General features: G+C 71.0%; 13 protein-coding genes and 1 pseudogene. All 14 read right to left on the reverse strand.

The window, feature by feature from the left end:
- Positions 1-357 (reverse strand): annotated as a pseudogene (locus B2U11_RS01450) (hypothetical protein); the annotation flags it as partial.
- On the reverse strand, positions 354-1,244 hold the full coding sequence (locus B2U11_RS01455) for a DNA-processing protein DprA (RefSeq protein WP_291838722.1): 891 nt from the start codon (positions 1,242-1,244) through the stop codon (positions 354-356). The gene B2U11_RS01455 and the pseudogene B2U11_RS01450, both read right to left, overlap by 4 nt.
- Before the next feature lie 319 nt (positions 1,245-1,563).
- Positions 1,564-3,141, reverse strand: coding sequence for a Fic family protein (locus B2U11_RS01460; protein ID WP_292061959.1), 1,578 nt, complete (start codon positions 3,139-3,141; stop codon positions 1,564-1,566).
- Positions 3,142-3,372: 231 nt separating this feature from the next.
- Entirely contained in the window at positions 3,373-3,792 is a 420-nt protein-coding gene (locus tag B2U11_RS01465; protein ID WP_292061956.1) for a helix-turn-helix transcriptional regulator, read from the reverse strand.
- The gene (locus tag B2U11_RS01470; RefSeq protein ID WP_292069270.1) at positions 3,789-3,986 is read right to left on the reverse strand and encodes a hypothetical protein; all 198 of its coding nucleotides are present in this window, start codon (positions 3,984-3,986) and stop codon (positions 3,789-3,791) included. Before B2U11_RS01470 ends, B2U11_RS01465 begins: the two co-directional genes overlap by 4 nt.
- A complete protein-coding gene (locus tag B2U11_RS01475) occupies positions 3,979-4,266 on the reverse strand; it encodes a hypothetical protein (RefSeq protein ID WP_292069271.1) in 288 nt (95 codons plus the stop codon). The genes B2U11_RS01470 and B2U11_RS01475 overlap by 8 nt, the downstream gene beginning before the upstream one ends.
- Positions 4,263-4,865 (reverse strand): lytic transglycosylase domain-containing protein, encoded by a 603-nt coding sequence (locus B2U11_RS01480; RefSeq protein WP_292069273.1) that lies wholly within the window; start codon positions 4,863-4,865, stop codon positions 4,263-4,265. Before B2U11_RS01480 ends, B2U11_RS01475 begins: the two co-directional genes overlap by 4 nt.
- Positions 4,859-5,368: a S26 family signal peptidase gene (locus tag B2U11_RS01485; RefSeq protein ID WP_292069274.1), complete on the reverse strand. Its 510-nt coding sequence runs from the start codon at positions 5,366-5,368 to the stop codon at positions 4,859-4,861. Before B2U11_RS01485 ends, B2U11_RS01480 begins: the two co-directional genes overlap by 7 nt.
- Positions 5,365-6,531 carry a TrbI/VirB10 family protein gene (locus B2U11_RS01490; RefSeq protein WP_292069275.1) on the reverse strand — a complete coding sequence of 389 codons (1,167 nt, stop codon included), beginning with the start codon at positions 6,529-6,531 and terminating at the stop codon, positions 5,365-5,367. The genes B2U11_RS01485 and B2U11_RS01490 overlap by 4 nt, the downstream gene beginning before the upstream one ends.
- Positions 6,528-7,580 carry a P-type conjugative transfer protein TrbG gene (trbG, locus tag B2U11_RS01495; protein ID WP_292069276.1) on the reverse strand — a complete coding sequence of 351 codons (1,053 nt, stop codon included), beginning with the start codon at positions 7,578-7,580 and terminating at the stop codon, positions 6,528-6,530. The genes B2U11_RS01490 and trbG overlap by 4 nt, the downstream gene beginning before the upstream one ends.
- Positions 7,559-8,242, reverse strand: a complete 684-nt coding sequence (trbF, locus tag B2U11_RS01500; protein ID WP_292069277.1) for a conjugal transfer protein TrbF — start codon at positions 8,240-8,242, stop codon at positions 7,559-7,561. The genes trbG and trbF overlap by 22 nt, the downstream gene beginning before the upstream one ends.
- 1 nt (position 8,243) lies before the next feature.
- Entirely contained in the window at positions 8,244-9,653 is a 1,410-nt protein-coding gene (gene trbL / locus B2U11_RS01505; protein ID WP_292069278.1) for a P-type conjugative transfer protein TrbL, read from the reverse strand.
- Positions 9,654-9,665: 12 nt separating this feature from the next.
- Entirely contained in the window at positions 9,666-10,412 is a 747-nt protein-coding gene (locus B2U11_RS01510) for a conjugal transfer protein TrbJ (protein ID WP_291838935.1), read from the reverse strand.
- A partial coding sequence (locus B2U11_RS01515) for a conjugal transfer protein TrbE (protein WP_292069279.1) occupies positions 10,363-12,072 on the reverse strand: 1,710 nt, incomplete at its 5' end. The genes B2U11_RS01515 and B2U11_RS01510, both read right to left, overlap by 50 nt.

The following is a 12,072-nucleotide window of genomic DNA, read 5'->3' on the forward strand; positions in this document are numbered from 1 at the left end:
AACATCAGCGGCGGGCTGGATCGCCGCTGCCATGTCGAACATACGGTCGTCGTAAGCCGGGTCGCCCACCATTTTCGAGGGCGGGACGGGGACGATGACGGACTGCCGGATCCAGTCGTGGTTCAGCGCCTTTCCGAGCGCGCCGGCGCACTTCCCGATCGCTTCCCGCTTGTAGCCAAGCTCGGCCGCTGATGCCGTGGGCTTCTTCTTGAGATTGGAAATCAGGGAGTTCGCCTTGCTGTACGAATAGCCCTGCCCCGACGTGAACTCGAGGAGGTACAGGCAGGCGTCCGCCGGCGTCAGGTGGTAGTGATCGCCGCGGTTGCTGTCATCGATCTGCCTGAAGCGGATCGTCATGCAAGGGCGTTCCAGATGTCATCCATCGAGCGAACGCGAATGGCGCCCAGGTCGGCGAACCTCCGGGGCCACGTCAGCTTCAGCGACGGGTCGAAACAGCTGTCGAGGATGAAGAGCTTGCGGCCCTGGTGCAGGGCGGCCCGTGCCTGAGTGAGGGTCCCGGACGTGTCGCTGGCCTCCACGATAACGGTGCCCTCGGTGAGGGCGCTCATCGTCACATTTCGCTCGGGGAAGAACAGGCGATTCTGCTGGGGCCCCTGTTTGCCGTAGCGCAACAGCGGCACCTGCGAGATCAGCAGATGATCCGTGGCGATCTGGTCCTGAAGGTCCCTGTTGGCTTTCGGATAGTACTGTCCAAGCGGTGTTCCGATGACGGCGATAGTGCGGCCACCGCATCCCAAGGCGGCGGTGTGCGCCGCGCGGTCGATACCCTCTGCCAGCCCGGACACGACGGTGAAGCCACGCTCAACCAGGCCTTTGGCGATCTGGGCTGCACGTTGGGTGCCCTGCTCTGTGGCTTTCCGCGCCCCTACGACCGCGATGGAGCGGGTCTCGGTGAGCTCCCATGCCCCCTGGTAGTAGAGGACTTCGATCGGGTGGCGCGCGTCGCGAAGCCGTTCGGGATAGTCGCCGGCATGGTTGATCCGGACGCCGAACCGATGGACGCCCGACTTCTTGAGCCGGGCGAACACCTCGTCCGCAGCCGCCTCGGCGGCGGAGCGGGACACGAAATCGGACGGAAGAGCCGACGGGTCCCGAGCGAAACGGTCTGCGAGCGTCTTGAAGGTCGCGCCCTGCTCCAGCCACAACGATTCGTACGCGCCCAGCTCGAGGCGCGGCGAAATCGGCGCCAGGGCCGCTCCATCTGCACGTAATGCCAGGTTCATTCTGAAGTCCGTTTGACAGAGATTGAATCAACTGTCCCGAAGGATCAACGCCTGAGGTCGGTGAGCGTCACATTATGCTGCGCCGGATCAGGGCGGGCACGTCTTAGGAACGCCCTCCAGGACCGAGGCGAGCGCTTTTCGGGCAGCGGACGTTGCGAAAGGTCAGTTCTAGACGTCCGGCGGCGCCAGCGGCGATCTCCGCTCAGGGCGGTCGTAAGCGGACATTGGCCCGGCGGGCCGGTTCGTAGGGCCTGCCGGCGTCCGCTAAATGGCGAGCTCCCAAGCGCGAGGCAGAACCCTGGTCGACACGGTTCACGGATCAGATCGGCATCGGCGCGCCCTGGTCGCGCCTGAGCGCCTGCCAATAGTCTGCAGGCGCCGGCGTGCCGTCATGCGTCTCGATGACCAGGGCCGGGTTCGGCATCGTCAGCCGGGCGTGACGCGGACTCTCGCAGAAGGCATAGGCGCGCGCCCACGTCGTGATGGCGGCCTCCGTCGTCTCCTCCGAGCAGGCGGCGCTCACGCGCTGGCAGAATTCGAGCGACCGCACCAGGATGGAGGGGTCGTTCCGCCGCGACAGGGCGCGCAAGGCGTCGAGGTAGTCTTCCCTGAACACCGTCGGGATCACGATGCGGGACAGGCCGCCGGCCATGAGCTCCTTCGTCATCATGATGCGGCTCAGGCGCCCGTTCCCGTCATTGAAAGGATGGACGTCCGACAGCAGGAAATGGACGAACACGGCGCGCGAGAACGGGTCCTTCAGGGTCTCGAGTATCGATACGCCCTCCCGCAGGGTTCCCTCGACGCGGTCAGGGGCGACGAAGGTCGTATCCCCGGCCTTGTTGGTTCGCGTCTTGAACTGACCCGGCCGGACCGACGGCCGGGCGTCCATCAGGATCCGGTGCCGCTCCTGGATCTCGGCGAGAAAGGCGTCCGCCCCGCGGGGCACGGCCGCGCGCGGCCCCAGATCGACGAGCTGGAGATAGGCGCCCAGGACGTCGTGCCCGTCTTCCGGCCGGGCATCGGGCATCTTGCCTTCGAAGACGATCTCGACGGCCTCGCTGACGGCGAACTCCGTGCCTTCGATGAAGTTGGAGAAATAAGCCTCCATGAACGCGCCGCTCGTCTTGCGGCCGGGCGTCGCGTCCCGATCGGCGATCGACAGGGGGGCGCGGGCCTGAAGATGATCCGCCAGGGTCACGAGGCGACCGACGCAGGCGGGGTCCAGAGGCGCGCCGGCGGCGCGGGCCCGTCCCTGGACCGTGCTGAGCTTGTCCTGGCGGGTCCGCAGCAGCGCGCCGATCAGACCGTTCAGGACCTCGAATTCCTTTTCCCGCTGGAGGACGGGCGCCAGAACCCGGGCCTGGTCCCGGATATGGTTCAGGCCCTCTTCGCCGTGGGTCGAGCACAGACTTTCAAGAGCGGCTTCGACCCCCGCCTTGCCGAGGGTGCGGGCCGGTCCATTCCGGGCGCGCGACGGACTGAGGTTGTCGAGCAGCTTTCGGACTGGTCCCGCCAGCCAGGAGCCCAGATAGGGGATGTCGCCGTCGACGGGTCCAACACCCTGACGGATGTGGATCTCAAGACCCGGGAGGGTGATCACATCGCGGGTCCGCGGCGCGCTGACAAAGACGTGGCCGACCCCGGTCGGCGCGCCGCTGGAGCGGTCCCTCCACGGCTGGCTTTCCATGCCCGTCCGGTCGGTGGCGACGCCGTCGGGAACGAGCCTGCCGAGGATGGTCGACCATTTTCGACGCACGACGGCGTCGATCGGCTCGGCGCCGGGCTCGACATAGACGCCGGTCGCGATGCGAACGAGCTTGCCGCCTTCATGATCGCGGCGGATCTTCCTGTCGGTCGCTTCGCTGCCCGAGGGCGTGAAGAGGATGTCAGCCATGACCGTCTCCCAAGACCGCGCGAAATACAGGAAATGTCCGCCACGGTCCCTTAAATCGCAATAATGTCCGCCATCGTCACTTAACGTAGTTTCACTTAAGATGCCAGCCAAAGGCCAAATGTCCGTAAAACTCCCTTATCGTGCTGAAATGTCCGTCAGCCTCTCTTTGTGCGACTGCGATGGGCAAAATCCGCAGGGGCGGCCTCTAAACCCGTCGCCAGGCCCTTCGCCCTAGAATCCGAAATCGATCTGGTCGGCGGAGGCCTGCCGTTTCCGTCGGGGCGGGGCCGCCGGCGTCACAGGGCTTGCAGCCTCCGGCACGACGTTCGCCGGGGCGGCAGCGGCCTTGTCGGGCTGACGACGGGACGATCGCGCGGTCTGGATGAGCTTGGGCTCCCGGGGCCGGGCCAGCGGCCTCGGACAGGGCAGGCCGCGGGTCTTGCGTGTCGCCTTCCAGGCGGTCAATTCGCTTTCCCACCAGCCGACCCGATTGGGGGAGATGCGCACGGGTTCGGGAAAATCCCCGACCTGTTGCAGACGCCACGCGGTGGACCGGCTGAGGCCCGTGACGTCGCGGACCCGATCCCAGGGCAGCAAGCGGTCTTCCGGCCCGCCCGTCTCGACCGGCCCGCCTTCAGGTTCGAACGTCACGACGCGCCTCCGAACATCCGGTCGGCCGCCGCCTCGAACATCTCGCAAAGCACTCGGGCGTCGGTCGCGGCGTCCACGCAGTCGCGCGCCGCCCATCGCCGGGCCACATCCTTGATCGCGAAGCTGGCGGCCGGGTCCGCCAGCAGACCGGCGACCGTCGGCGGCGGCGGCGTTCTGATCCCATGGTCAGCCACGGCGGCGCCCTCTCGCCGCCGGCGGCGCGGCGGTGCGGACGTCCGTGATCTGCGATCGCGCCCATTCCCGCAGCAGGCCGCGAGGATAATGGGGCCTGGACCGCACGTGACGGCAGGGCGGACCGCCTCCGCCGGTCGACCACAGCCGCGCGAGGGTGGACGGCTTCAGCCGGATGCCGAACTGGGCCAGGAAGGCCGACGCCTCCGCCCGCGTCAGCAGGTCCTCGTCCCCGCACGGCGAGACCCCGGGCCCGGCCTCCGTCTCCGTTTCCCCGATCATCGCCCCGCTCCGCGCGGGCGACACTGGGTCGAACTGGTGATCCCCTGCCCCGCCGTCAGCGCCAGGTAACAGTCCACGACCGTCGCTACATAGGCCTGGGTCTCGGCAATATCCGGCACTCGCCCCAGCCGCGCGACGCGGGCCGGACCCGCATTGTAGGCCGCCAGCGCCAGCCGCAGATCACCGAAGCGCCGAATCTGACGCGCCAGATAGTCCGCGCCGCCGCGCAGGTTCTCGACGGGATCGAAGCGGTCGCGGACGCCGAGCTCCAGGGCGGTGCCCGGCATCAGCTGGGTCAGTCCTCCCGCGCCGACGGGCGAAAGGGCGTCGGGCCTGTAGGCGCTCTCCGTCACCACCAGGGCGTGGAGCAGTTTGGGATCCAGGCCGTGCCTCGCCGCGGCCGCGGCGACGGCCTCCTGGAAAGGCTGGCTGAGGGGCGCGATCCACGCCGCTTCAAGGCTGTCCGGGACATCCTCGGCGACCGCCTCGGCGGGCCGGCCGAACAGATCGCCGCCGGCGTCGCGCCAGTTCACGGCCTGGGCCGACGCCGGCCCCGCGACCGCCGCCGCCATCGCGGCCAGGCAGGCCAGTCTCACCATGTCAGAACCTCCCGGTAGACGCCGTCCACTTCCGACCGCGCGACCGGCCCGAAATAGCGGCTGTCGAAACTCCCGGCGGTGTCGCCCAGCAGGAAGAGCTCGCCGTCGGCCAGTCGCCGGCATCCCGCCCAGGCGGCCAGGGGCGCGCCCCGGCGATCGCGCGCCAGGGCGCGCACCCGACCGGCCGGCGTGCGGACCACGCCGTCGTCCGCGCAGACCCCGTCGCCGCCGACCGCGGCGACCCGCTTGATCAGGCGCACGTCCGCCGGCATGCCGAGCGCCGCCAGATAGGGCCGCGCCCCGGCCGGCTGCGGGATGGCCACGACGGCGCCCCGGCCGGGCTCGGCCCCCGGCCGCCTCAGATAGACGCCGCGGGGCAGGCTCGGGCTCTCGTTGACCAACGCCAGGGCCGGGCTCCGATCGGCGACCTTGGCCGCGCCTGCCAAAAGCCCGAGGGCGGCGATCGCCCCCCAAAGCCGGACCGATTTCAGGAGCCGGGTCATGGACGGTACGGCTCCAGGATCAGGTCCCGGGTGATCATCACCCGCACCGGCGCGCCGGCCCTCAGCCGGATCGAAGGCCGGACCTCCAGCTCGCGGTCCACCAGCCGCCCCCCGACCCGGGCGCCCTCGATGGCCGCCGCGTCGCCGGCGTCGCCGAGCAGGCCGCCCGAGCCCCCGTCGTCGTCGCGGGCGATCTGGCCGAGCGTGGTGATGGCGCCGGCGAACAGCGTCCCCACCAGCAGCGGCCACAGCCGCCGGTCAACCTGGCCCCGGACGCCGATCGCGCCCTGCGCGTCCACGCCCGGCTCGCCGGTCAGGATCAGACTCTTGCCGTTTGGCAGGATCAACCGTTCCCAGGTGAGGAAGGCCCGCCGATCCCCGTAGGCGCTCTCGCCCTCGGACGTGCCGACCAGCCGCGTGCCCTGGGGCAGCAGCAGGTGACGGCCGCTTACGGAGTCATAGACATTCTGCGTGACCGTCGCGATCACGGGTCCGGCGCGCGAGGTGTCCACGGCCGTCAGAAGCGCCGCGGGCACGATGGCGCCGGCCTTGAGTTCGAACGGCGAAAGCGGCGCCACGAGCGCATGGCCGTTGTAGATCGCGCCATAGTCCGGGTTGGCGACCGGCGACCGATCGCCGCCCGGCGCCGGCGCGGCCGCCCTTGAGCCCGCCGCCTGGGCTCGCGCGTCCTCGAAGAACAGCCCGGACCGCGCCGCCTGCTCGCGCGGGCTGGGTCCGCGGGCATTCGGCGCCGACGCGGGCCGGTATGCGGGCGCATAGGCGTCGGCGGACCGTCTGGACGGGCCCGGCGTCGCGGCGGCCTCGGTCGTCGGCGGGTGGTCCGCCGTGCGCGGCTCGGGCAGGCGATCGTAGGTCGCCGGCTGGTCCGTCACCGCTTCCGCCGGGCGGACCACGCCGCGCGCCTGGTCCTCCCGCGCCTCGGCCTGACGGGCGCGGGCGCTGTCGCGCAGTTCCGGCTGGACCACGAAGGCCCAGGCCAGGGAGCCCGACACGAGCACCGCCCCGCCGATGACGATGAGCTGGACCACGGACTTGCGCAGGCGCACGGCGTGGGGGCGCGGCGCCCGGGTGCTCAGACCCGGCGCCGGCTCCTTGGGCGCAACGTCGGGCCGGGCCGTGTGGAGAGGATCGAGGTGGGTCATGACCGGGCTCCTGCGAGACGGCGAATGCGGACGACCTGGGGCCGGCGGCCGCCCAGGCGAAGCTCGGCCCGGTCGAACACCCGGTCGACGACATAGAGGCCGCCGACCTGCCGGTAGTTGACCATCTGGGCCTCTCCGTCGGGGGCGATGACGAACAGGACAGGCGCCTCGTCCACCTGAAGGTCCGCGTCGAAGGTGATGAAGGTCCGCCGGCCGTCGTTGAACACCGAGGTCGGGGTCCAGCGCGGACGCCGGCCCTGGGGATCGATCCGGTAGCGGGCGTCGAGCTCGCCCTCCGGCATCACGACGGGCTCGCCGCCGCGGGCCGGGACGGACGCCATGGCGGCCTCCGGGGCGCCGCCGGCGAGGATCGCGTCCGTGTCCCAGGCGACGGCGGCATTGAAAGCGTCGGTCGCGCCGCTTTTCAGATCAATGAGATAGACCCGTCTGTTCGTCGTCAGGACGAGGTTGGTCTCGAGGCCCCGTTCGAGGGGCTTGAGCAGCACATGGGTCCGCTGGCCCGCCCCCTCGCCGGAGACCGCCTCGCCGATCTGCCAGCGCACGGTGTCCCCCGCCGCCTTGGCCACGAGGGTCTCCCCCGGCGCCAGGGTCAGGGTGGTGACGCGAAGAGGCGCGGTCCAGATCTCGAACACGCGTCCGGGCGACCAGGTGAAGACCTGGACCCCGCCGACGAAGGCGTCCTGGCGGGACGGCGCGCGCGCCGTCGCATTGGCCGCGGCGATGGCTTGCCGCCCGGTCGCGCCGGCCGGCACATTCCGTGCGTCTGATGGGACCGTCGCGGCCGGCGCCGCGCGGACGGGCGCCGCCTCATAGGCCCGCTCCGTCGGCGAGCGGCCTTGCGGACCCTCGGCCACCGCGAGGGCCGGTTCGGGTTCGATGACCGGCGTCGATGCCAGGACGTCCGTGGGCGTCGAAGCGGTCGTGCGCCCCATCAGGGCGGCCGCCGGCCGCAGGCCATCGCGAAAGACCGCGCAGCCGGACAGCGACAGGCCCAGGGCGGCCAGGATCAGGAGGCGTCGGGGGTCCATGATACGTCCTCGATTTTCAGTCCAAGGGGGTTCTTCATCAGCTCGGCCTCCGTGCGGGGCGGCTGGATCGTGGTGGTGATCAGGGCCCGCCAGCGTTCGGCCCCGGCCGACTGGCCGTTGACGAAGCGGGTCTCGCGCCATTGCAGGTCGAAGGTCCGGTCCGTCCGGCGGACCACGTTCAGGATCTCGACATTGACCGCTTCGCGCCCGACCTCGGCGAACGGGTCGTGGGTCTGGGCCCAGGCGTTGAGAAAGGACGCCGCCCTGGGCGTCATCAGGTCATAGGCCCGGAGCCAGTTCTGGCGGATGACGATGGGATCGATGCTCTTGGAACGGACATCGCGAACCCAGCCGGCCAGGGCGTGACCGATCTGGGCCTCGTTCGGTTCATAGCGCCCGCCGATGGCGGTGATCCTCTGGGTCTCGCCCCAGTCGGACACCTCCACCACGAAGGGCTTCACCACGGCCCGGTCCGCCTGGACCCACCAGCCGGCGCCCAGGAAACCAGCCAGCGCCAGATTGGCCAGGGCGATGCGGCGCCAATTGCGCGCATGGGCCAGGGACAGGCCCATCCGGTCGTCCCAGACCTGGCCGGCGCGCTGGTACGGCGTCTGGTCGGGCGCGGACGCCAGGGCCCGTCGGGGCCGGAAGAAGGGGTGCATCTCAGGACTCCTCGGTCTTCAGATTGGGCGACAGGACGCCGCTGGTTTCCCCGGCCGGGAGCAGACCGCGGCCGGTGTTGGCGACGAAGAAAGCCTGCAGGGCCGCGGACCGCCCCCGCGGGCCTCCGCCCGTGGCCGTCGCGGGCCTCGACGCGGCCCGGTGAAAGTCCGCCCTGGCGGCCTGGGCCTCCCCGGCAATCGTCCCGGGCGAACGGCCTGGCGCGTCCTTCGAGGCCCCCGGCCCGCTCGCCGGCGGGGTTTCGTCCGCGGCCGTTCCGTTCGCGGCGCTGTCCGACGCGGTCTGCGGTCGCCAGGCGACGGCGCGCTCGCCGACACCGCTCGTCCCCGCCGAGGCGGTCACGGCTCCGCCTGACGAACGGCGGGGACCGGACGGCGGCGGGTTGTCGTTCGAGGGCTTCGGCGTCGACGGCCCCTGCGGGTTCGGCGGCGCGGGCGGGCGTCCCGACCCGGCCCCCGCAGCGGCGCGCGCGGGTGCGGCGAGGCGGGCGGCCCCGCCGGCCGCCATGGAGCCGGCGCCGGCGATCCCTGCCCCGGCCAGGGCGCCGGCCCCGCCGACCGCCAGCGCTCCGGTGAGCGCCGCGCCGGCGCCCAGCGCCGGTCCTCCGGTCACCAGGGCCGAGGCCAGGTTGGGGATGAACAGGGCCAGCATGGCCAGCAGGATGGCCGCCACCAGGATGGTCAGGGCTTCGTAGATGTCGGGATTGGCCGAGGGCTGGAGCTGATCGAAGATCGTCCGCGCGCCGGAAACGACGATCGCCAGGGCCAGGACCTTCAACCCGGACGAGACGACATAACCCAGCGGCCGTTCGGCGAGGAAGGCGGACTTGTTCCAGATCCCGAACGGCAGGAGCACGAAGCCGCCCAGGGTGACGATCTTGAACTCCAGCAGGGAGACTATGATCTGCAGGGCCAGCACGGCGAAGGCCAGCATGATGCCGATCATGGCCAGGCCCAGGATCAGGGCGTCCGCCATGTTGCCGACGACGTCGAGCGGATTGTCGACCGGCGCGGGCGTCTCCCCGAGCGCCTTCACGATCTCCCAGCCCTGGGCGAGGATAGCCCCCGGGTTGAGGAACTCTTGCCGGCTCAGGGAGCCGCCGCCAGCCGTCAGCCCCAGCTCCAGAAAGCCGGCATAGAGGGTCTCGGACAGCCGCTGCCAGTCGTTGATCAGCCAGGCGAAGGCGCCGATCAGCAGCACCTTGCCGAAGCCCGAGGCCAGCACCTCCCGGTTGGAGGACAGCGCCCACTGGATGCCGGTCAGGGCGACGACCAGGACGATGAGCAGGCCGAACACGCCGTTGACCGAACCCTGGAGGGCGTCGAACCCGGCCGAGATGGTGTCGGAAAACACCACCATCAGCTCGTTGGGCGTTTCCACTCCGACCGTCATCGCCCCGCTCCCTCAGTCGTTCGCGTGAGACAAGGGATCGAAGCGCGGCGCGGCCGGCGCGGCGGCCTGACGGCCCCACCGCTGGCGCCGGGCGGCGTCTCCGGAGGCGCGGTCCGCCGCGTCGCGCGCCGTGGCCTCGGCCATCAGCCGGGACTGGGCCAGCATGATGGTGCGCAGCGCCGCCAGGTCTTCGGCCAGCACGGCCAGAAGCTGGTTGGACGACTGGACCGCCGCCGTCTGGCCGGTCGCCGCCTGGCTGGCGGAGAGCGCCCCGGCCAGCCTCTGCGACCGGCCCTGCCCCAGCCGTTCCAGCTCGGCGGCCGTCCGCGCCACGTCCTCGGCGGTGCGCCGGGCGTTGGCCGTGCGCGCCTCGCCCTGCTCCAGCAGGCTCAGCATGTCCGAGCCGGACAGATCGTCGGGGTACAAACTCCGGAACTGCTGCTCCAGACCGCTGACCGAGCTGGCGATCCCGCGCGCCGTCCGCGCCAGCTCGGCCATGTCCCGCAGCGACTGGCTGGATTGCGTCAGGTGGCTGTAGGGCGAGGCCGCCAGACTGCGCGCCTCGTTGGCGAGGCTCTCGAGCTGACGCGCCGCCTGCAGCGCATTTTCGATGTGATTGCGCGGGTCGAACACCACCTGCTGGGCCGGCGCCGGCGTGGCCCCCAGCAGGCTGACGGCGACGAGGCCGACGGCGACGATCTGGATGGACCTATTCGGCCGCGAGCGGGCCGGCGAAGGCGTCGAAAACGGAATCCACATTTTGCACTCCCTTGGCTTTGAGGAAATCGCGGGCGAAGCCGCCCGGTCGACCGTCGTCAGGTCCCGATCGCTCCAGGAGAGCGTCGATCAGGGTCTGGTCTTCCGGCGCGCTCGAGCCGCACAGGGCGAGGGCCACGCCGGTCAGGCGCAGATCGAACAGCCGCCGGCCGCGCGGCTGGCGCCAGTAGTAGGCCCGCTTGGGCGTGGCGAAGGCGATCAGCTCAAGCTGGCGGCGGTTCAGGCCGAATCCCCGGTAGAGTTCGGCGGACGACGGTTCGAGCGCGCGGGGATTGGGCAGGAAGACCTGGGTCGGGCAGCTTTCGATCAGACTGGCCGCGATCGAGGAGGCCGCCACATCGTCCAGGCTCTGGGTGGCGAACACCACGCAGACCCGCTTCTTGCGCAGTGTCTTCAGCCATTCCCGTATCCGGGCCGCGAAGGCGGTCTCGCCGAGGAACAGCCAGGCCTCGTCGAGGACCAGCAGGGTCGGCCGGCCGTCGAAGCCCTGTTCGAGATGGTGGAACAGGGCCGAGAGCACCGGCGCCACGGCCGACGGGGTCCCCATCAGGGTCTCCGGCTCGAAGGTGTCGAACCGGGTGGGCGCCAGGGTCTCGCCCGCCCCGTCCAGCAGTGCGCCGTGCGGCCCCTTCAGGGTCAAGGGCTCCAGGGCGGCGGCGACCGCCTTGTCCTGAACCAGGGCGCAGAACACCGTCAGCGTCCGCTGCGCGACCGGCGCCTCAGAGAGCGCCGACAGCGCCACCCAGATCTCTTCCCTCACCCGGGGGACCGGCTCCAGCCCGGCCAGGCGCACGGTCTCGGCGATCCATTCCGCGGCCCAGGCCCGCTCGTCCTCCCGGTCGATCCGGGCCAGCGGCTGGAGCGAGAACCGCGCCCCGGGCTCCAGCGCCCGCCAGCGGCCGCCGGCCGCGAGCGTCGCCGCGCGCGCCGACCGGCCCTTGTCGAAGAAGACCACCCGGGCGTCCCGATAGCGGAACCATTGCAGGGCCAGGAAGGACAGCAGGGCGCTCTTGCCCGATCCGGTCGGCCCGACGACCATGGCGTGGCCGACGTCGCCGACATGCAGCACCAGCCGGAACGGCGTCGCGCCGGTCGTGCGCGCCGTCGCCAGCGGCGGCCCGTCCAGGTTGGCGTCCCCGGCCGGCCCCGCCCAGATGGCGGAAACCGGCAGCAGATCGGCCAGGTTCAGCGTCGAGACCAGGGGCCGACGCACGTCAGCATAAGGCTCGCCGGGCAGAGAGCCCAGCCAGGCCTCCACCGCATTGAGATCCTCGATCCGGGCCACCAGCCCCTGCGCGTTCAGCGCCGCCTCGATCGCGCGGGCCTTGGCCGCCGCCCCCGCCTCGCTGGCGTCCAGAACGGTGACCGTCAAAGTCAGATAGCCGAAGGCGCAGGACTCCGCGCCGAGCGCCGCCAGGGCGCCGTCGCACTCTTCGGTCTTGGACGCCGCATCCGTATCGAGAAGCGGCACCTCCTCCTTGGTGATGGCCTCACGCAACAGGACGCCGACGCCCTTGCGTTTGGCGAACCAGCGCTTCCTCAGCTTGACGATCTCCCGCTCGGCCTCGGGCTTGTCGAGGCCGATCCAGCGCGCCGTCCAGCGGTATTCGAACGGCAGGGCGCCGAGCGCATCGAGCAATCC

It is taken from the genome of Brevundimonas sp. UBA7534 (genome assembly GCF_002479325.1).
In the GTDB taxonomy this organism is placed as follows: Bacteria; Pseudomonadota; Alphaproteobacteria; order Caulobacterales; family Caulobacteraceae; genus Brevundimonas.

Excerpts from the sequence above, each read along its gene's own strand:
- B2U11_RS01455 (WP_291838722.1), bottom strand. The coding sequence starts at position 1,244 with ATGAACCTGGCATTACGTGCAGATGGAGCGGCCCTGGCGCCGATTTCG.
- B2U11_RS01460 (WP_292061959.1), bottom strand. The coding sequence starts at position 3,141 with ATGGCTGACATCCTCTTCACGCCCTCGGGCAGCGAAGCGACCGACAGG.
- B2U11_RS01475 (WP_292069271.1), bottom strand. The coding sequence starts at position 4,266 with ATGATCGGGGAAACGGAGACGGAGGCCGGGCCCGGGGTCTCGCCGTGC.
- B2U11_RS01480 (WP_292069273.1), bottom strand. The coding sequence starts at position 4,865 with ATGGTGAGACTGGCCTGCCTGGCCGCGATGGCGGCGGCGGTCGCGGGG.
- B2U11_RS01485 (WP_292069274.1), bottom strand. The coding sequence starts at position 5,368 with ATGACCCGGCTCCTGAAATCGGTCCGGCTTTGGGGGGCGATCGCCGCC.
- B2U11_RS01490 (WP_292069275.1), bottom strand. The coding sequence starts at position 6,531 with ATGACCCACCTCGATCCTCTCCACACGGCCCGGCCCGACGTTGCGCCC.
- trbG (WP_292069276.1), bottom strand. The coding sequence starts at position 7,580 with ATGGACCCCCGACGCCTCCTGATCCTGGCCGCCCTGGGCCTGTCGCTG.
- trbF (WP_292069277.1), bottom strand. The coding sequence starts at position 8,242 with ATGCACCCCTTCTTCCGGCCCCGACGGGCCCTGGCGTCCGCGCCCGAC.
- trbL (WP_292069278.1), bottom strand. The coding sequence starts at position 9,653 with ATGACGGTCGGAGTGGAAACGCCCAACGAGCTGATGGTGGTGTTTTCC.
- B2U11_RS01510 (WP_291838935.1), bottom strand. The coding sequence starts at position 10,412 with ATGTGGATTCCGTTTTCGACGCCTTCGCCGGCCCGCTCGCGGCCGAAT.